General features: G+C 43.2%; 13 protein-coding genes and 2 pseudogenes. All 15 read right to left on the bottom strand.

Annotated elements, in window-relative coordinates; translation table 11 throughout:
- Positions 1–225: 225 nt before the first annotated feature.
- Positions 226–2,193: an Ig-like domain-containing protein gene (locus D908_RS22585; RefSeq protein ID WP_235047368.1), complete on the bottom strand. Its 1,968-nt coding sequence runs from the start codon at positions 2,191–2,193 to the stop codon at positions 226–228.
- A gap of 13 nt (positions 2,194–2,206) precedes the next feature.
- A complete protein-coding gene (locus D908_RS22580; RefSeq protein ID WP_235047367.1) occupies positions 2,207–3,289 on the bottom strand; it encodes a M6 family metalloprotease domain-containing protein in 1,083 nt (360 codons plus the stop codon).
- A 204-nt stretch (positions 3,290–3,493) separates the two neighbouring features.
- Positions 3,494–5,268: pseudogene (locus tag D908_RS0119680) on the bottom strand (class I poly(R)-hydroxyalkanoic acid synthase).
- A 57-nt stretch (positions 5,269–5,325) separates the two neighbouring features.
- Positions 5,326–5,673 carry a phasin family protein gene (locus D908_RS05650; protein WP_000287820.1) on the bottom strand — a complete coding sequence of 116 codons (348 nt, stop codon included), beginning with the start codon at positions 5,671–5,673 and terminating at the stop codon, positions 5,326–5,328.
- Between the two features lie 29 nt (positions 5,674–5,702).
- The gene (locus D908_RS05655) at positions 5,703–6,908 is read right to left on the bottom strand and encodes an acetyl-CoA C-acetyltransferase (protein WP_005525786.1); all 1,206 of its coding nucleotides are present in this window, start codon (positions 6,906–6,908) and stop codon (positions 5,703–5,705) included.
- Positions 6,909–6,922: 14 nt separating this feature from the next.
- A pseudogene (locus tag D908_RS0119675) lies at positions 6,923–7,664 on the bottom strand (SDR family oxidoreductase).
- A 664-nt stretch (positions 7,665–8,328) separates the two neighbouring features.
- Positions 8,329–11,106: a family 20 glycosylhydrolase gene (locus D908_RS05660; RefSeq protein WP_005525785.1), complete on the bottom strand. Its 2,778-nt coding sequence runs from the start codon at positions 11,104–11,106 to the stop codon at positions 8,329–8,331.
- Between the two features lie 137 nt (positions 11,107–11,243).
- Positions 11,244–12,125 carry a DUF7916 family protein gene (locus D908_RS05665; protein WP_005525783.1) on the bottom strand — a complete coding sequence of 294 codons (882 nt, stop codon included), beginning with the start codon at positions 12,123–12,125 and terminating at the stop codon, positions 11,244–11,246.
- A complete protein-coding gene (locus D908_RS05670) occupies positions 12,106–12,468 on the bottom strand; it encodes a PTS lactose/cellobiose transporter subunit IIA (RefSeq protein WP_005525782.1) in 363 nt (120 codons plus the stop codon). Before D908_RS05670 ends, D908_RS05665 begins: the two co-directional genes overlap by 20 nt.
- Positions 12,452–13,795, bottom strand: coding sequence for a PTS sugar transporter subunit IIC (locus D908_RS05675; RefSeq protein ID WP_005525780.1), 1,344 nt, complete (start codon positions 13,793–13,795; stop codon positions 12,452–12,454). The genes D908_RS05670 and D908_RS05675 overlap by 17 nt, the downstream gene beginning before the upstream one ends.
- 3 nt (positions 13,796–13,798) lie before the next feature.
- A complete protein-coding gene (locus D908_RS05680; RefSeq protein WP_005507415.1) occupies positions 13,799–14,125 on the bottom strand; it encodes a PTS sugar transporter subunit IIB in 327 nt (108 codons plus the stop codon).
- Between the two features lie 378 nt (positions 14,126–14,503).
- Entirely contained in the window at positions 14,504–15,406 is a 903-nt protein-coding gene (gene secF, locus D908_RS05685; RefSeq protein WP_000575269.1) for a protein translocase subunit SecF, read from the bottom strand.
- Positions 15,407–15,409: 3 nt separating this feature from the next.
- The gene (secD, locus tag D908_RS05690; RefSeq protein WP_005525778.1) at positions 15,410–17,248 is read right to left on the bottom strand and encodes a protein translocase subunit SecD; all 1,839 of its coding nucleotides are present in this window, start codon (positions 17,246–17,248) and stop codon (positions 15,410–15,412) included.
- 51 nt (positions 17,249–17,299) lie between these two features.
- The gene (locus tag D908_RS05695) at positions 17,300–17,770 is read right to left on the bottom strand and encodes a hypothetical protein (protein ID WP_005525775.1); all 471 of its coding nucleotides are present in this window, start codon (positions 17,768–17,770) and stop codon (positions 17,300–17,302) included.
- A 77-nt stretch (positions 17,771–17,847) separates the two neighbouring features.
- Positions 17,848–18,507, bottom strand: a complete 660-nt coding sequence (locus D908_RS05700) for an SH3 domain-containing protein (RefSeq protein WP_172462087.1) — start codon at positions 18,505–18,507, stop codon at positions 17,848–17,850.
- Positions 18,508–18,558 lie beyond the last annotated feature (51 nt).

The following is an 18,558-nucleotide window of genomic DNA, read 5'->3' as shown; positions in this document are numbered from 1 at the left end:
CTTACAAAACAAGATTATTTATAACCACATAATAAATAGTTATAAGCCAATAAATATCTATTGTAATGCGTCAAAAAAACAGCTCTAAACATCCTCACTGAGGCAGTTTAGAGCTAAAACACTATACGTGACGCGATTCTCTTTTGCTTGGTTTGTTTCTTTACACTTGCATTAATTGGGTGATTAGAGTCACATTTAAAATTGAAAAGCTATTGAAAAATAGAATCATAGCTTTCGCTTGTAAAAATGATCAAATGACACAAGTTGCAATAAATTGAGCAGCATATTATTTAAACTGCCTATCTGTCTCACCACCACCAAGAATAAGAAAACAAATAAGCTTATAAATTCCATTGATCCACCACCAGAATCTGATTCTGTATTTTTAGCCAATGTGCTTTTATTCCTTGCCGATATAGTGTAGTTCGACTCCCATTCATTGCCAGACTGGTCAACCACTTTGAATTTAACTGATTCTGTAATCGGTAAATCACTAGAATTAGGTGCTTCATATATCAACTTCATACCTTGAATATAAGCTTTACCTTTTATTGGATATTGTAGAATTTCAATTCTACTGACATTATCGGGATCTAATCCTTTTATTAAATCCAGCGTGACGCTCTGCCCAAATTCAATCGAGACATCTCCTCCACTAAGATTAATAACTTGACTTTTCGCAACGATAGTAATGTCTTTTTCTGTTTTGGCACCTTCATTATCTGAAATAGTGGCACGGAATATAATATTTTGATCTACCGCAATATTTTCTCGTAATTCAATATTAATCGAATACGTATCTACACTATTCCACTGAGTTGCTGGACCACTTAGCTGACGCCAATTTATTGTCACTCTCGAAGAGTCCACATCATTCACTCTGACTGCACTTAAGCGAATTTTGGAACCCATCTCTAATGTCGGCTGATTTAATTCAAGGTCAAACGTCGGTGCATCATTTATGGGTAAGATATTTACCGTTACCTCTGCATAATTGGAAACTTCACCTTGTGTTCCGACAATACGATAAGTGAAGCGATCACGTCCCGTCGCATTCAAATTCGGCACATAGCGGTTATTACTCCAGCTCCCTAAACGCGGCTTTTCTCCCAATTCAATGCGATAGCGTTCCGGCACAGCGATATCATTACTCACCAGGTTCATTGCAGCGGCCGTATCCTCCATGATTTGGAACTGATCATTCTGTGCATTTAATGCAGGATTCAGCACAACATCTTCTAGCAAAGCAGCGAATGGATATTGCTTACCACCCGTACCTCTTAAACCAGATGTTAAGTAGTCACTGACACTCCCTTCAAACTGTGGTTTTCGCCCGGAGTTCGTCAAATAAGAATCCATAAAGCTGTAGGTGAATTCTGGCTGTCCATTATTCAGCTCCAAGACTAATAATGATGAGCCGGCAGGCAGTGTATGAGGTTGAGCCAACATCACTCGACCACCGTCCATAGGTAATTGCCCGCGCCCAAGTTCATTTCGCGCGGCAACGTCCACACTCACGCCACGCCAAGTCGTTCTGTATGGGTAACGGTAGAGAACATAATCGACCGAATTTGCGACGGCTGTTTGCCCTGCATAAAAATGAAAACCCATTAGCCGTTTTTCTTGTGGTCCAACATCAACCCCAAATCCAATGGCATTATTTGCGGTTTCAAAATAGCGGTTATCCCTTCCTAATGTGGTGATCCAAGCGGATTTACCTTGGGCTACTGGCTTATTAAAAAGGAAGCTGCCACTTTGTAGGGTACTTTGAATATTTGAGATACTCGCGCCGGTTGCTCTTCCGGATGTGACAAGGCGCAACGATAGATCGGTATCATCCGATAAAGTGCTGATATTTCGACTCCCAGGGAAGACATCACCACGATCACTACCTCGACCTGAAGCTAAGTCATCCTGACCATCTGCTTGTAATATTTGTACCTGCATTGGGCCAGCACTGTTGAATGGGTTGTCGATGTTTACCGACGTCATCAATAAGCCTTCACCGAGGATCGAACGATCGTAGCCCTGCTTTCGGCGGTTTTCCACATACAATCTTGGGCCTTGGCGTTTCAGGTAATCATCGAGATAAATGACTCCGCCATCGTTTTCAGTGTTGATCGTGACGGCTTGCTCTCCATCAATGACTCTCGGTTCGATGAAGCCCGAAAACTCTTTACTCCAAGTCAGCATATTGACGGGTGTTTCACCTGCGTAGAGATCCCCAGCTTTTCGTCCCCCAGCTTCCGCCGCCCATCAATCCCCAATGCCCAACGGAACCATCACCTTCATAGGCATACAGGTCAGGAAGTCCTAACATCAAATGCCCGAGTTCATGAGCAATAACACCCATCGTGGATTGGTGATCACCTTGTTTATCAGCAAACAGGCAATAATCGGTGATGGTTTTACCGTCTAACGTTACTGCGCTATGTGCCCAACGATGAGGCCAAATATATGGGGTATTACCATCACCAAATGAGCGATCAAATCCTGCAAAAACGAACATGACTGACAATTCTGAAGGTTTGATTGAACCATTACCGTCAGTGTCATAAGGGGCGAGATCAAACTGGTTATCCAGCGCTTGATAGGCGGCTGCAATTGTGTCGTGAAGTCTTCGACCACAGGTTGGATCCGTCTTTGAGTGGCAGTTGGGGTGATTACGCGGTAGAACAATATCAATTACACCGTCATTCTCCACTCCGGAAGTCTCTCTCGCGGGCACGACAGTGTAAAGATCATTACTGTTCTTCAAAAAATAATCCCGAACACTTTGTTGGTTTTGCCCGAAGATGCGCTGAGCGAAGTTATTTTCCATCGCAACATCAGTGAAACTTACCTGAACCACTAATAATGGCTGATTACGCCGTGTAGGCACAAATTCAGGAGAAAATTGGTTTCGTTCATAGAGTGAACGTGTATTAAAAGAAGCACTTTCAGGTTCGAAAGCGCGTTGTGCAGGTAATATTACTGGATGGGAAACCACGTTAGACTGTTCCGGTGCGATAACACCAGCACCTAATTTAACTCCCGTGGAAATAATTTCACCACGTTGCTCTTGTTGTTGATATTGACCAAAGTACCATTCACCATCATCGCCTTGAATAATGATGTTTCCATCACGATTTTGGTACCAATGTAGCTCCGAATTTCCCATCAACCTCAGTTCTACCATACTGCCATCATCTAGCTCAAAGGTATGCCAGTTGGGGGCAGGTAAGGTGGTTGCCACTGCTGCGTTCGCAAAAAGTAGCGCCGCACCAATACTCCGTTTGAGTGTTTTCATTATTTATCTCTGTGTTTATTATTTATTGATAATTAAGCACTTAAATTTGTGCTTTATTATTTAGCCTTAATAAAAACGGAAGCTCCAATAAATAATAAGCATGAGTAAATAAGCCAAACTAATAGCCATATAAGGAAAATTATTGAAAAAATAAATATAGTTAGTGAGGAAAATAAAGAAACGCCACCGAATGGTGGCGCTAAATCATGATTCTTGAACAGGAAGAACTTGTTTTACATATTCTCCCGGTGCTGCATAAAGCACGGGATATTCTGCATTACCGAATGGGTATGGTTCAACTTTGATCTCTTCGGCAAAGCCGTTTAACCATTCGTTCCAATGTACCCACCATGAGCCTTCGCGATGCTGAGCGGTTTCTAGCCAATCTTCAGCAGAGTCATCCAGTGTGTCATTTAACCAGTAGCCATATTTACGTTTCTCAGGGTGATTGACTATCCCTGCAATATGACCAGATTCACCCAGCACAAAGGTTTTGTTCCCACCGGTACGCAAAGCGCCACGGTAAGTCCCTTGCCAAAGTGCAATGTGATCTTCCTTCGTCGAAATGAAATAACTAGGGACTTTGATTTTATCTAGATCAATCCATACCCCGCCGACTTTCACTCCCTTCTCCTGAACAAGTTTGTTCTCAAGATAGAGTTCACGTAGCAAGAAGTTATGGCAAGCGCCCGCCACGTTAGTGCTGTCGCTATTCCAGTACAAGAGATCAAAATCAACCGGGCTCTGCCCTTTCAGGTAGTTGTCCACATAGTAATTCCAGTACAAGCTATTTTCACGCAGTAGGCTGAATGTCACGCTGAGTGAGCGTCCATCCATGTACCCTTTAGCATTATTTTGTGCCTCAATAGCACGGATGATCGTGTCATTAATGTAGGCACCCACTTCTCCCGGCTGAGAGAAATCAAGCAAGGTGGTAAAGAAGCTCGCCGTTTTAATGCGTTTTTTCATGCGTTTAGCAGCATAATAAGCAATGGTTGTCGCCAATACTGTGCCACCGATGCAATAGCCTGCCGCGTTGATCTGCTCTTGTCCCGTGATCGATTCAATCGCATTTACCGCTTTCACTACCCCTTCAAGCACATAATCTTCAAAACTGACTTGCGCTTGTGCAGCTCCCGGATTACGCCATGAGATCATAAATACGCTGTGTCCTTGCTCTAACAGCCAGCGCACCATGGAATTTTTCTCACGCAAATCGAGAATGTAGTATTTGTTGATGAAAGGAGGAACGATCAGAAGCGGGGTCACAGCAACCTGCTCCGTCAACGGTTTGTACTGAATAAGCTCAAACAGCTCATTTTTAAACACCACTTCGCCGGGCGTATTCGCCACATCTTCCCCTAGACGGAAGGCGTTATTGTTGGTCATGCGTATTTTGAGAATGTCCGCACTTGAAGCGACATCCTCTTTCAATTGCTCAAGGCCAGCAATCAGGTTCTCACCATTCTTTTCTAAAGTCAGACGCAATAACTCCGGATTTGTCGCAATAAAATTGCTCGGTGAAAGTGCATTGATCATCTGACGTGAGAAAAATAGGATCCGCTCTTTGGCTTTTTCATCTAGGCCTTCGATAGCGTTTATCGTATCTAGATAGGTTTTGCTGAACAGCAGATAGGATTGCTTGATGAAGTTGAAGAAGGGATCTTGTTGCCACGCTTCATGATTAAAACGCTTATCGCCTTTTCCGCTTCCATAATCGATTGAACTTTGGATTCAAGAACCACCTTTTGCCAAATTTGCAATTGCTGTTCCCACCACTGGGTTTGCAATTTTAACAAGGCAGCAGGCTGATTAGCGGCTTGCTCAAAGAATTTGAGCGAGTCTTCCAGATTCACTTCTTGCATCGCTTTGTTTAATGGGGAATTCACGGCTGCTTTGCTCTGTTCAACCTCTTTCCACCAACGCTGGTTCACTTGTTGTAGCTGGACAAGGTAGTCCGTAAAGGCATGTTGGAACATACACTTACTCCTTAAAACAGAAAAAAGCGCCGCCCGAAGGCGGCGCGAAATACAGTGTTACGCAGGGGTCACTGTCTTAAGGTTTTCAGAGGCAAGTTTTTCAACATCATCTTTAAACTCTTTCGCGATGTTTTGCAGTTTTTTGCTGTCATCCATCATTTGCTGAGAGAGTTTGTTCAGTACGCCCAACTGTTGTGAGTTGAAAGCGGTTAAAGAAGTCACATCCTTGATCTCGCTGGCTGCTTTCATTTGCGCCAGACCTAGTTCACTGTAGGTGCGAATCGCATTGAGTTGCAGCTCAGTCAACACTTCAACATTCTTTGTCACCAACTTGTTGAACTTGATATACGGTTCGAAGTTCTTCTCAGTTTGGTCGCTGAATGTTTTAAAAAATTCCGTGTACATACGTTATCTCCTAGTGAATGAATTTCAAATTAAACAGTTTTAATCACGATCGCGGTGCCCATACCACCACCGACGCAAAGAGAAGCGACGCCATATTCTTTATGGCTACGCTGTAATTCATGAAGCAAAGAAACCAGAATGCGGTTACCAGACGCACCTAACGGATGCCCTAACGCAATAGCACCGCCATTCACGTTAGCTTTTTCCAGTATCGTTTCTGGTTTGACAGAGTGTTGCTCGGCAAGCCCGTACACCACACCAAGGGCTTGTGCAGCAAAGGCTTCGTTGAGTTCAAAGAGATCAATATTGTCGATAGGCAATTCTGCCTTCGTTAATGCTTGAGTTACTGCACTCACAGGCCCTAAACCCATGACTTTTGGATCTAATCCGGTTTGTGCGTAACTGATGATTTCTGCAATTGGCGTTAAACCGAGTTTTTGCACAGCACTCTCACTGGCAACAATCACAGCGCTTGCGCCATCATTAATGCCAGAAGCATTACCAGCCGTTACAGTGCCTTGTGGATCAAAAGCAGCTCTCAAACCTTGCAATGCCGCCAAAGTCGTTGTGGGTTTGGGGTATTCGTCTGTATCAAACACCACTGTTTCACGGCGCTTTTTCACCGCAACAGGCACGATTTCTTGTTTAAAATGTCCCGCCTCGATAGCGGCAGTCGCCTTCATTTGGCTAGCAAGAGCAAATTCATCCTGTGTTTGACGAGAGATCTCGAATTGCTTAGCAATGTTTTCGGCAGTTACGCCCATGTGGTATTGGTTAAACACATCGGTCAAACCATCGTTAATGAGCAGATCTTTGAGTTCAAATGAGCCCATTCTCTGTCCATCACGTAGGCTTGCTGGGGTTGCAAATGGGATTTGCGACATAACTTCAACGCCTGCCGCAACAACCACAGAGGCATCACCAGCTTTGATGTGTGCAGCTGCATCCATCACAGATTTCATGCCACTGCCGCAGACCATATTAATGCTGTAAGCCGGTACGGTTTGTGGTAAACCCGCTGCCAATGCAGCTTGTCGACCAACCCCCATACCTTGGCCAGCACTGACCACATTGCCGACAATCACTTCATCCACAGATTCCGGTTTAAGTTTCGCAGACTCTAGTGCAGCTTGGATCACTTGACCTGCAAGTGCACCTGCTGCGCAATCTTTTAATGAACCACCAAAAGCACCGATCGCTGAACGCTTCGCGCCCACAATATAGATTTTTTCCATATATCCCCCAGACATTAACGCATGTATAAGCCGCCGTTTACCGACAAGGTTTCCCCTGTGATATAAGCGGCTGCATCACTGGCTAAATAACTAACGGCGTTAGCAATCTCTTCCGGCTTAGCTAAGCGTTTCATCGGAACTAGATCGACTATCGATTGCAATACGTCGGCACGCATCTGCTCAACCATAGGAGTGAGGGTATATCCGGGAGCAATAACATTCACCGTTACTCCGTAGCGTGCGCCTTCTGCGGCGAGTGCTTTAGAGAAACCGATCATGCCCGCTTTAGCAGCGGAATAGTTGGTTTGGCCAAATTGACCTTTTAAACCGTTAACTGACGAGATATTGATAATTCGACCGAAACCTTTTTCGCACATAGCCGCGAAGAGAGGCTGGGTTACATTGAATACACTGTTGAGGTTGGTATCGATTACCTCTTTCCACGCTTGATACGACATTTTTTTTAAACACACTGTCACGCGTGATACCTGCGTTATTAACCACCACATCAATGGTGCCTTCCTCTTCGAGCAGTTTGCCCAAACGCTCAGCGCACTCTTCTGTATTGGTCACATCCAATTCCAAAAGCCGCACTTGATCTTCAGTGAATTGCTTTTCATTGAACCAATCTAGCGCACATTGATAATTGCCTGTGTAGTAAGTAGCTATGACTCTATACCCTTCACTGACCAACTGGGTTGAAATCGCAGAACCAATTCCGCCTTTAGATCCTGTGATCAAAGCGATTTTTCTCATTCAAGACTCCATTCTCAACAGCAATACTGACTCATGCCTTTTCAACTAAAGCAGCAGATAAATGAATTAACTACATCATCAATAGTTGAAAGCATATTACGCTCAAAATTAAAAACTAATGTTTAATAACAAGGTTTAATAACAAGTCTTCGCCTTCTTTAAATTATTTATTAAACAATCAATTAGATAGGCTAATTCAATTTACTTGTTATCTTTAAACCTAATCCAGGTTTATGACATTTCAAATTCAGTTTTGTGTATTTTTTAAAAAGTTGATCTGAATCTACATTTCAATGAAATAGTAATAAATACTAAAGTAAATACATAGCTATGAAAGTAAAGGGATTTTAATTAATGACATTGTTATACTTAATGAAATACATAACATTTTCAGTAAGATAGAAAAGTTAATCGTTTCTCAAAAATTTTTATTAGCAACAAGATTGAGATCAAAAATAAATATCAAAACTATCGATTACATGATTCAGAATTCAAATAAGCATTTTTAATGCAGAATCTACTTAACTAAATAATTCCATAAGTTCTATATAATACAAAACTTATAATTTCCCATCTATGAAACTACCTTTTCTACGTTTAATAGAATAAAAAACAAAGCCAGCTTAGGGGGAACTAAGCTGGCTATTCCTACACGCAATAACGCTTATTGAGGAATGTATTCAGTTCGACTACTTCGACCAGAAGCAGTTACCGACCGAACTTGCACTTTCGCGGCATAGTTGACATCGACAGGTCCATAGTAAGGAATCCATGTTTGTCCATCATCCAATGAATACTGCGTAGTTAAACCAGGGAAACGGTTATTGATTTTCAGTTTACCTTGTTCAATCACAGCACCAGGTAGAGGAACACGGTAATTCACACCATGTGTGTTCGGAACTTGATTATAAATATCAACAACTTGGATGTATTCGAGTTTATCCAACGCATATTGTCCAAGCGTATTAGAGAACGTATCCCACGCTCGATCCATAGACGTTTTGCCTGTCGCATCCGGTGTATCTTCAATCGGCATATCTGTCACCCAAGCACGCTCTGCAACACCAAGCAGTTTAGGGAATGTCAGATATTCCATGATTTCTGGCGATTTCAAGTTCTCACCAAAAAGTTGCCCTTGGAGGCCCACAACATTTTTCTTGCCTTCCTCGGTGAGATGAACCCAATCAGGGTTCCACGCCACTGGGTTGCCTAACTTATCGGTTTTGCCGTTGGCATAGATATTAAATGGTCTGTATTCGAAAGCCTTTTTCGTATCTGTATATCCCGCCCAGTGGTACCCGACTTCGTCAGGGTGTTTGGTGTAAGCAAGATCGAAGTAAAGGTTGGTTGCATGTGAAAGAACAACTTTATAGCCTTTATTGGCGAACACATAAGATTGGTGTTCATTCCCCCAACCCCAAACGTTATTCCAGAATAATGGGAATAGTTCACCATAGTTAGCGTTACCCGTGCCGTTGTGGGTTAACACATCACCCCAGCTTGCGACTTGGAAACCATTTTGACGAATAATGGATGCCCAACGTGTGAAGAAATAGTCGAACAACTCGGCATCGGATTTACCCGCTGTCACTGGGTTTTGCTGCACTAATGGAGATTTCGCCCACCATTCATTTGGCCCTAAGTGCGGTAGCTCATCACCACCACCGTGTAAACGTGTCACTTGAGCCTCAGGCACGGAATCGTACATCTTCTTGGTTTCACTAATGACTTTTTCCAAGAAAGTGAATGTGCTTTCAAGAGCCGGGTTCACCATATTGTCGGTGTAAAATTGTGGTGTGTAATAACGTGATTCGTTCAATGGGTCGATCAAACGATAGCGATTAGCTTCCACAGGATCGGTATCTTTATATTTGTTGTATCTGTACTCCATGGCTTTGATTGCAGCTCGCGCATGTGCCGGAAAATCATATTCAAGGATAATATCAATATGGCGATCCGCCGCGTATTTCAGGATTTCTTTAAAGTCTTGAACCGTGTAATAGCCCCAGCCTTCTCCTAAAAAGTTTTGCTGAGCTACTTCAAACCCTTGATATTTTGGTGGAACACCTTTATTTGCAACCGTCACATTTTCAGGTTTACCTTGAATGCCATCACCGAGTGCAAAACCGTTACTTGCGCCCATGAAGGTGTGCAGCATCTGCTTTTCTTCAAGGTCATAGCCACGCTTCGCCCCAAACTCCGTTAATTCAGGAATCCCTGGAATTTCCAGTCGCCAGCCTTCATCATTCGCAACGTTTAATTCAAATTTATTGATTTTATAGTAGGCCAAGAGATCAATTAGTTTGAAAATGGTCTCTTTACTCTGGAAGTTTCTTGATACATCCAACATCATGCCGCGATATTCGAAACGAGGGGCATCTTTTGCACTAAACGCAGATAACACCGCATTTTTTTCTTTATAAGCCGTAGTGGAGTTTTTATATACATCCGATGGGATCAACTGACGTAACGTTTGAATCCCATAGAAAACCCCGGCTTCATCTTTCCCTTCAATAGTAATGCCATTGAATGGATCTATGGTGAGTTTATAACCTTCATTATCAGCACTTCCGTCGCCATCCGTATCGAGGTTAGGATTTAGCTTCAAAGTAATCTGTTGAGCTGGATACTGATTCTCAGTGTTAATCTGAAAGTCACCTTGAATTAGGTCTTTCAGTGCACTTTGTAAGTACAGTGCTTCATTTCTCAAGTTATCTGGAGCATTAATTGTGGCCAACCAGCCTAGGAGGTTCAAGAATGCCCCATCTGTCGGTTCTACAGATTGCAACTGTGGTACAACTTGATTTTTAATTGAAATTGCTTGCTTGGTCGAGGTGTTTTCTGCAAAGCGTAGTGCTGCTGTTTCAACAGGCTTAATGTCATGGATACTTTGTCGCGTATGCTTTGGATTTGAGGGATCCATGAACACATCCACCATCACCGCTTGAGGAGCAGTACCGTTGAATGAAATATGGAAACCAGACGGCGAATCATTTTTCAGCATTTGCCAATATTGTGCTGTGATCATTATTTCGCGAGATTCACCTGGATAAATAGGTGCGAAACCTCTCGTTGGTTCAAGAACGAAATAATCTCCGCTTTTGGCGACATCTGCATTACGAATAGAAACATGTTGGGATGCTAATTGTTGTCGCGCGTTGACCCCATTAGGATCACTATCAGGTAGCACAGAGGCTGGTGGTCGAACTGAGTTAAAATACAAAGACCAACCCTGATCACTCAACGCTTCCGTCCCGTTATTAGTAATGGTTAGACTTCCAAGAAATATATTCTCGCCAATATCATGATCGACGACTTTCCAGAGCAAATCTAATTTATCAGCTTGAGGATGCGGCGTTGTAGCATAAGCAAGTGAAGAGAAAGAAAATTGGGAAACCAATGCTAGTGTTAATAATTTAAGTGGAAACTTAACTTTATTCATAAATATAAATCCTATCGTAAATCACATAGAAGAATCCCTCGCGATCTAAACTACAGATACGAGAATCATAAAAATATGAATGTTGACGGATAAGTGTCTCCACATTATCCGTCAATAGTTACATGAGATTGAATGAATTAACGTCTGTTAGCCATGCGCTTATATTGATGGCGACGACCACGTAAAGTAATACCAAGTTTCATGATATTTTCTGGGGGGGCAATACCGCTGTAACCACCATCACCGATATGAACAATATCGGCACCAGCAGCTTTTGCAGCCAAAGCAACTTGCTGAATGTAAGACTCATCAGCACCTTCCTGTGAAGTACCAATGGCGAGCATTCCAAGCATTCCGGCATTGTGTACGGCTTGAATCATTTCACGCGCTAGAGTTGGGTCAACACCGGGAGTGGTGTATGGTGCTGGGAACATCATGATGTCAGCACCAGCTTCAGCAAAGGCAGGCACTATGCTCAAGTTGTAGTCATTACCTACACCACCAGCATGCATTTTCCCAGCGACAATGATGATATCTTGCGACACACTGCGTACCAGTGAAATAGCTTCTAGAATGGTTTCCTGAGTAACGCAGTTACCAGGATTACCTGTCAACATAAGATAATCCAGACCTAGTTCGATAGCTCGCTCGACCGTTTCTTTCGTCACCGTTCGACCAACATCAACGTGATTAACGTTATCAGGAATCGGTTCTAGGTTGCATCCAATTAGACGCCCCGTTGCCAATTTAATCTCAGCAATTGACATCACTTCTTCAGGATCATTGGTGAGCACTTTTATCGCGGGATTCATTACGTCTAAGCAGTTCAACGTAATCATATCAGCCCCGAAAGCGGCAGCTATTTCCGCGCCGGACACAACATCAATTGGCGGAGTAATAGCAACAACGTTTTCCACCATGATAGTTCGACCTTCAGAATTTCGAATACTCTCAACGATCTGTGTGCGAGAAGCATTTCGAAAATCCTCGGAGGTATAATCAAATATGCGCTTTTTCATACTGAACGACCTTTTCTAACTTTTTGTGAATAGCAATGACTTCTTCTGCCATTTCCCTGCATAACATGGTTGTCATGATGTGATCCTGAATATGAGTCAGAATCAACGTCATTGGAACTTTACCAGCTCCCTCATCAAAGGAAATAAGGGAAGTTTGTGACTTATGCACAGCAATCAGAGCTTTATCAGCAACACCTAACATTTCCTGCGCTTGAGCAAACTGTTCTTTGCGAGCTAAGGCCATCGCTTCCATACAAGAAAAGCGTGCTTCACCGACCTGACATAACAGCATCATTAGAAATTCTTCTGTTATATCCTGTGGGCTATTAATTTCGACATTCATCTAATTTCCCCTTGGCTTTATCAGAATTTGCAGCTGCAGCTTCACTGAGTGCATTTTCCTCTTTCAGTAGTTGTCGTTCATGAATTTTAAGGAATGGGTAGAAGACTAAAGCACTGACAATCACACTACTTAGTACGACTAATGCGGCAGTTCCTGAGTTCGTTGCAATAATTGCTCCGATTGGCGCTGGCATTGTCCATGGTGGAATAGCGATGATTTTTGCAACAAATCCTGTTTTAAATGCAAGCCATACAATGGTTGTATTAATTGTTGGTGCCAGTAACCATGGGATGAAATAAATTGGGTTCATCACGATTGGCGTACCGAAAATAACAGGTTCGTTGATATTAAATGTTCCGGGGACAATCGACATTTTACCGATTGTTTTAAGCTGAGTAGCTTTAGAGCGCATCATTAGTACAACCAGCCCCCAAGTACCACCTGCACCACCAACAAAAATAAAGAAGTCCATAACAGGGTTAATAAATATTGCTGGCAGAGGCTCACCTGCAGCAAGTGCCGATTGGTTAAGACCTAGGTTGATCAGGAGCATTGGACCGATGATACCGCCCACAACCGAACCACCGTGAATACCACTAAACCACAGGATCTGAACAATCAGTACTGCAATTAAACAAGCAATATAACTATCCGATGCCATCACTAAAGGTTGGAATAACTGCATAATTGCTGATGGAATTTTGAGGTTATATTGGGCCAAGAATACGTTGATTGACATAATAATGATCGAGATAAACACAATCGGAATTAATAGGTCAAATGACGCAGAAATTTTTGGTGGTACCGCATCTGGCATCTTGATACGGATATTGTATTTGATCAGTAAGCGTTGCATTTCAGGAACTAAAAGACCACAAAGAATTGCAGTAAAAGCACCTGTGCCGCCAAGGAATGCCCCCGGTAATACTCCACCAATTTCGACGTTAACCATAGGGGCCACAGCAAGTAAAAATGCGAAGATGGCTAACATACCAGTGTTCATCGCGCGCAGTTTGTAAGATTCAGCCAAGCTGAATGCAATACCAAACGTTGCATAAAGTGCGAAGATACCCATGCTTAATTGAAACGGTGCCATGATGTTATCTTTTCCGATAACGTCAATGAGTCCATGCCAGCCGTCAAAGAAAAAATTACCTTCAGAAGGAGGGAAAGCAAGTACAAGCAATAGCGACCCCACAATCAAAAATGGCATTGTTGATACAAAGCCATCCTTAATCGCATTGATGTGTCTTTGTGCAGATATTTTACCTGCTATAGGTGCCACTACTTCTTCTATAAATTTTAAAATTTTGTCGAAAAATGCCATGACTTAGATCTCCGCTGTAATACGTTGTGCATTAAAAAGTGCTATCGCTTGCTCAAGTACTGCTTCACCATTCAATAAGCCATAGTTCATCATATCTATAAGCCCGCAGCCTTTGCCCTGCTCATTCGCTGCGCGCTTAAATTCTTCATATTTAAATCTCACCTGTGGAGCGACTAAACAGACATCACTCCATTGCAAGCAGTCCTCAAACTCCGCAATAGAATGTGCAGAAATCTCACAATCGATCCCTTTTTCTTTTGCTGAGAGCTCCATCTTACTGACGAGCATGCTTGTCGACATGCCAGCTGCACAACATAAAAATATTTTCATACTGTTAACCCCTATACACATCACCAAAAACAATACAGACAACTAAATAATCAATAACACTTATACTCCAATCGAACGTAAACGGGTGATATGAATATGAAATCTGTTACACAAGTCTACTTTTTAACCAGTGTGAATTAAGTCGAGAATTGGAACATTTACCTTTTGATAAATTGGTAAATAATGAATTTTTGTGAATGAAAAACGCATAAAACCCTTATCCCATGTACGATTTTTTGAGGGCTTTTGCTTTATTAGGTAGGATTTGAGATCACTTTTTTATTGAAACGAAACATCCCCCATTTACAGAGCATTCATTCTGTAAATGGGGGATGTTTTTATTACGATTTCGTGATTTGAAAGGGGTTATTGAGAACTCTAAGGAGCTGCATCTAACTCGACGGGAAGGTAATGTTTAGGCTCTAGCCCTAACCATTCTGGTAATACAGTACCGATCGAAATAGATGACCAAGTCCCTGAAATTACGCCAATAAACATAGCAATAGCAAAACCTTGTAGCGGAGCGCCCCCCATCAGCCATAACGCTGAAATGGTCATTAAGGTTGTTCCCGAAGTCACCATGGTACGCGAAAACGTTGCAATAACGGCTTGGTCATTGATATCTGCGGTTGGGGTTTTCTGCTTAGCCAGTAATAGCTCACGAATACGGTCAGCGATAATGATCGAATCGTTTAGCGAGTATCCCAGTACTGCAAGCACTGCCGCAAATACAGTCAAGTTAAACTCCATTTGCGTGATAGCAAAGAAACCAAGCACGAGAATGACATCGTGCAGCAACGCCAACAAAGCTCCACTCGCTAAACGCCATTCAAAACGAAAGCTCAGGTAACCAAGAATAGAAAGCAGACAAATCAGTAGCGCTAAACCACCTTGATCAACCAGCTCCTGCCCAACTTGAGATCCCACCATGCTATTGCTGACAATCTGTACATGCTCAGAGATATGATGAAGAGTGCTAGCCATATCAACCGGAGCAGTACCTTCCGCGGCTAGTGGGTAGCGAATCACCCAGCGGCCTTCTTCTCCAGAAGGAGTTACTGTGACTGACTCACCCAATACAGGCTGTAATTGATCAATTAATTGAACCTTGCTGACGGAACTATCGATGACCGCTTCGGTAACCATACCGCCCGTAAAATCCAGCCCCATGTTGAGACCTTTTATCGCAAAAGCCGCGAGTGAAATCACCATCAACAAGATTGAAATCATGCCCGTAATATAACGAATCGGACGAATTCGTGATTTTAAATATTCAATCATGGCCTATACCCTCACATCACGACGTGTATCACGTCCCCAAACCAAATTAATTAATGCTCGTGAAGCAAATACCCCACTAAACATACTGGTGAGCAAACCTAACCCCAAAGTCAATGCAAAACCTTGAATAGGTCCGTTACCGATTGAATAGAGAATGACGACGGTGATCATGGTGGTGATGTTCGCATCCAAAATGGTACTGAATGCGCTATCAAAACCTGTATCAATGGCCTGTGCGAAATTGCGACCTTCACTCAGTTTGTCGCGAATACGCTCAAAAATCAGTACGTTGGTATCCACCGCCATACCAACTGTTAAAACCAAACCGGCAATACCCGGCAAGGTCAGCACTGCTCCTGGCAATAGTGCAATCAGTCCGAGCAGACAGGCCATGTTTATCAATAAGGCAACATTAGCGACCCAGCCAAGGCGACGATACCAAAGTGCCATGAATGTCAGAGTCATTGCCAAACCTAAAGCGAGTGCCGCAAAGCCGTTTGCAATGTTCTCCTCACCTAAAGAAGCACCGATGGTTCTTTCTTCCACGATGGTGACAGGAGCTGTCAGTGAGCCAGCACGCAGTAATAATGCCAGTTGCTGTGCCTCTTCCATCGAACCTGCTCCGGTGATACGGAATTGACTACCCAATTGAGACTGAATTGTTGCAACGCTGATCACCCGTTCACTTCGAACCGTTTCACCGCGGGCATTGGTCTTATATTCGCGATAAACCGTCGCCATAGGTTTCCCGATGTGCTTACCAGAAAAATCACTCATGATTTTTCCGCCAGCATGGTCAAGTGAGATGTTTACTTCTGACATGCCCATGTTATCTACACCAGCACGAGCATTGACGATATGTTCACCACTCAGCACAGGACGTTTGGCCAAAATCACCGGACGCCCATTGCCATCTTCGAGGATTAAGTCATCGAAACTGCGTGCATCGGTGGGGGATTTGGCTTCATAGAACGCTAAACTTGCAGTCGCACCAATAACGTTTTTTGCTTGAGATGGATCTTGAACTCCCGGCAGTTCAATTCGAATCGCGTGTTCGCCCTGACGCTGAACCAGAGCTTCAGTAATACCCAGCTCCTCAATTCGATCACGCATGATTTTCAAGTTTTGCTGGATAGTAGCGGTTTGAAACTCCGACTTATTTTGCTGTGACGGTTGCACTTGCAAATGATCGGAGCCTTGACGGATATCCCAACCTCGGTAGTTTTCTTGCAGGTATTGGCGAACATGATTAAGTGCTTGCGGCTGCTGGGTTTTCACATCAAACGCATCATTGCCAACGGCCTGAACCGAAACTCCACGTAAACGCTCTGCACGCAGAGAATCTTTCACGGCATCAATCATGCTGTCTCGCTGCTCTTGGAATGCTTTATCTACATCAACATTAAGCAAAAACTGCACACCGCCACGCAAATCCAGCCCCAATTTGATCGGCGAAAAACCAAGTTCATCTAGCCACTTTGGGGCAACCGACACATAAGAATAGGTGATGGTGTCCCCTTCTTTAACCAGCGAATCTAGCGCGTTTCGGGCGAGTGATTGCTGATTTTCGTTGGCAAAAACCAAGGTCGTTTTATCACCTTGCTGAGTAATTCCATCTGCTTGAATATTTTGTTTGCTAAGCAGATGGGCAAGTTCAGGCACATTAAGTAGAACGCTTGCGGCATCCTTACTTTGCAATTGGATAGATGGTTGTTCGCCATACCAGGTTGGAATAGCACTTAATGTGAGGATGATGATCGTTGTTATTAAAACCACGTATTTCCACGCAGAATAGTGGTTGATCAGGCGCTTTGCAGCCTGCTTTTGTTCTCTTTTTTTCATAGTTTCCCTCTCAGCCTAACACTGAGTTATTCAACAAGTGACGATGTCACACTAAATTTTGACTGTGGAAACCTGATACTGACTATTGAGCGCAACATACATAGCGTTGCTCTCTTTCCAGCCCGCTAAGCGGTGAGTAGAAGTGAAAAAATCGTAGTTTCGATTGGAATAGCTGACCCTAACCAATTGTGGTCGACTGACCGAGCCCAGTTTAGGTTCATCAGAATTAAAATCGAAAGGAACATCTGAGCCACAACCCGCCATAACACGTGAATTTGTTACATTGCGTGAGTGGTTTAATATGGCGTATGAGCTATGAGTATCGTGAGACTGCGAACTCGGTATAGCAGGCTGCGGCACCGATTCAAACAGCTTGTCGTGATCAATGGTTAGAGTTTGTGGGGTGATTGAATCAAAACTGTCAGCAGCGTGATCATTTTGCAGTGCATGAGCCATCACTTGCGAAGGCAATACCACCGCAAGCAGAGCAACCCAACACTGTACAAACACACGCCAGAACATGACTTAAGCTCTAACTAACATCAACAAGCAAGCAGTGTAGGCCGATGTTTGCTTTAGCTCAAGCGAAATAATGGACATTAACGGTAGATAATTTTGCCCGTTTCCATATTCAGGTAGATCTTATTCGCCTGACTTAATCCCCCACAGTAAATAAAGTAAACTGGTTCTTTGCCAAAAGTGACAGAACGCACCCAACCGCTCAGTTCTTCAAAATCTTTCGGTGAACAGATACCTTCTTTAAGTAAAGTATCGGTCGTGGTGAGAAATTTTTCTTTATACGTTAGAAAATCATCAGAGCCTTCAATATACCCTGTCAGTGTTTTTGTACGCTCTTCTTGGGTGATTACAGGAGCTTCGACGATCAAACCATCTAAAGGTATCCATTCCGCTACTTCAGGACCTCCATCTTCATAAACGTAGTAATCTGAAATTCGTCCCCACCCTGCTTTTTTTTCTAACAAGTGAACTTTGTCCCCTCGATAGAGCTTTTTATCGACATCGGGATAAGCATTAAGATCAGGTTGTTCACGTATTCCTAACGTTACCGCATCCACATAAAAATCCATAATTTCGGGTTTGGCTTCAGCTGCTGATGTGGGAGATTGAGGCTCAGTTTGCGCGGTGGCATCCCCTGCCGAATTGGCTTTGGCGGCTTCAGCATCCATTTGCGGTTTGAGATAAAACAGGTAATACCCAGCACCAGCTCCTCCTAACCCAAGCAATAACACGAGTATCATCAGTATCTTTTTCATTTACCCCTCACTCGTAAAATTCTAATTACGCAACTT

The organism is Vibrio mimicus CAIM 602 (genome assembly GCF_000338875.1).
In the GTDB taxonomy this organism is placed as follows: domain Bacteria; phylum Pseudomonadota; class Gammaproteobacteria; order Enterobacterales; family Vibrionaceae; genus Vibrio; species Vibrio mimicus.
Note: the sequence above shows the minus strand (reverse complement) of the source record. Positions and strands in the feature narration are given on the sequence as shown.

Excerpts from the sequence above, each read along its gene's own strand:
- D908_RS22585 (WP_235047368.1), bottom strand. The coding sequence starts at position 2,193 with ATGCTGACTTGGAGTAAAGAGTTTTCGGGCTTCATCGAACCGAGAGTC.
- D908_RS22580 (WP_235047367.1), bottom strand. The coding sequence starts at position 3,289 with ATGAAAACACTCAAACGGAGTATTGGTGCGGCGCTACTTTTTGCGAAC.
- D908_RS05650 (WP_000287820.1), bottom strand. The coding sequence starts at position 5,673 with ATGTACACGGAATTTTTTAAAACATTCAGCGACCAAACTGAGAAGAAC.
- D908_RS05655 (WP_005525786.1), bottom strand. The coding sequence starts at position 6,908 with ATGGAAAAAATCTATATTGTGGGCGCGAAGCGTTCAGCGATCGGTGCT.
- D908_RS05660 (WP_005525785.1), bottom strand. The coding sequence starts at position 11,106 with ATGAATAAAGTTAAGTTTCCACTTAAATTATTAACACTAGCATTGGTT.
- D908_RS05665 (WP_005525783.1), bottom strand. The coding sequence starts at position 12,125 with ATGAAAAAGCGCATATTTGATTATACCTCCGAGGATTTTCGAAATGCT.
- D908_RS05670 (WP_005525782.1), bottom strand. The coding sequence starts at position 12,468 with ATGAATGTCGAAATTAATAGCCCACAGGATATAACAGAAGAATTTCTA.
- D908_RS05675 (WP_005525780.1), bottom strand. The coding sequence starts at position 13,795 with ATGGCATTTTTCGACAAAATTTTAAAATTTATAGAAGAAGTAGTGGCA.
- D908_RS05680 (WP_005507415.1), bottom strand. The coding sequence starts at position 14,125 with ATGAAAATATTTTTATGTTGTGCAGCTGGCATGTCGACAAGCATGCTC.
- secF (WP_000575269.1), bottom strand. The coding sequence starts at position 15,406 with ATGATTGAATATTTAAAATCACGAATTCGTCCGATTCGTTATATTACG.
- secD (WP_005525778.1), bottom strand. The coding sequence starts at position 17,248 with ATGAAAAAAAGAGAACAAAAGCAGGCTGCAAAGCGCCTGATCAACCAC.
- D908_RS05695 (WP_005525775.1), bottom strand. The coding sequence starts at position 17,770 with ATGTTCTGGCGTGTGTTTGTACAGTGTTGGGTTGCTCTGCTTGCGGTG.
- D908_RS05700 (WP_172462087.1), bottom strand. The coding sequence starts at position 18,507 with ATGATACTCGTGTTATTGCTTGGGTTAGGAGGAGCTGGTGCTGGGTAT.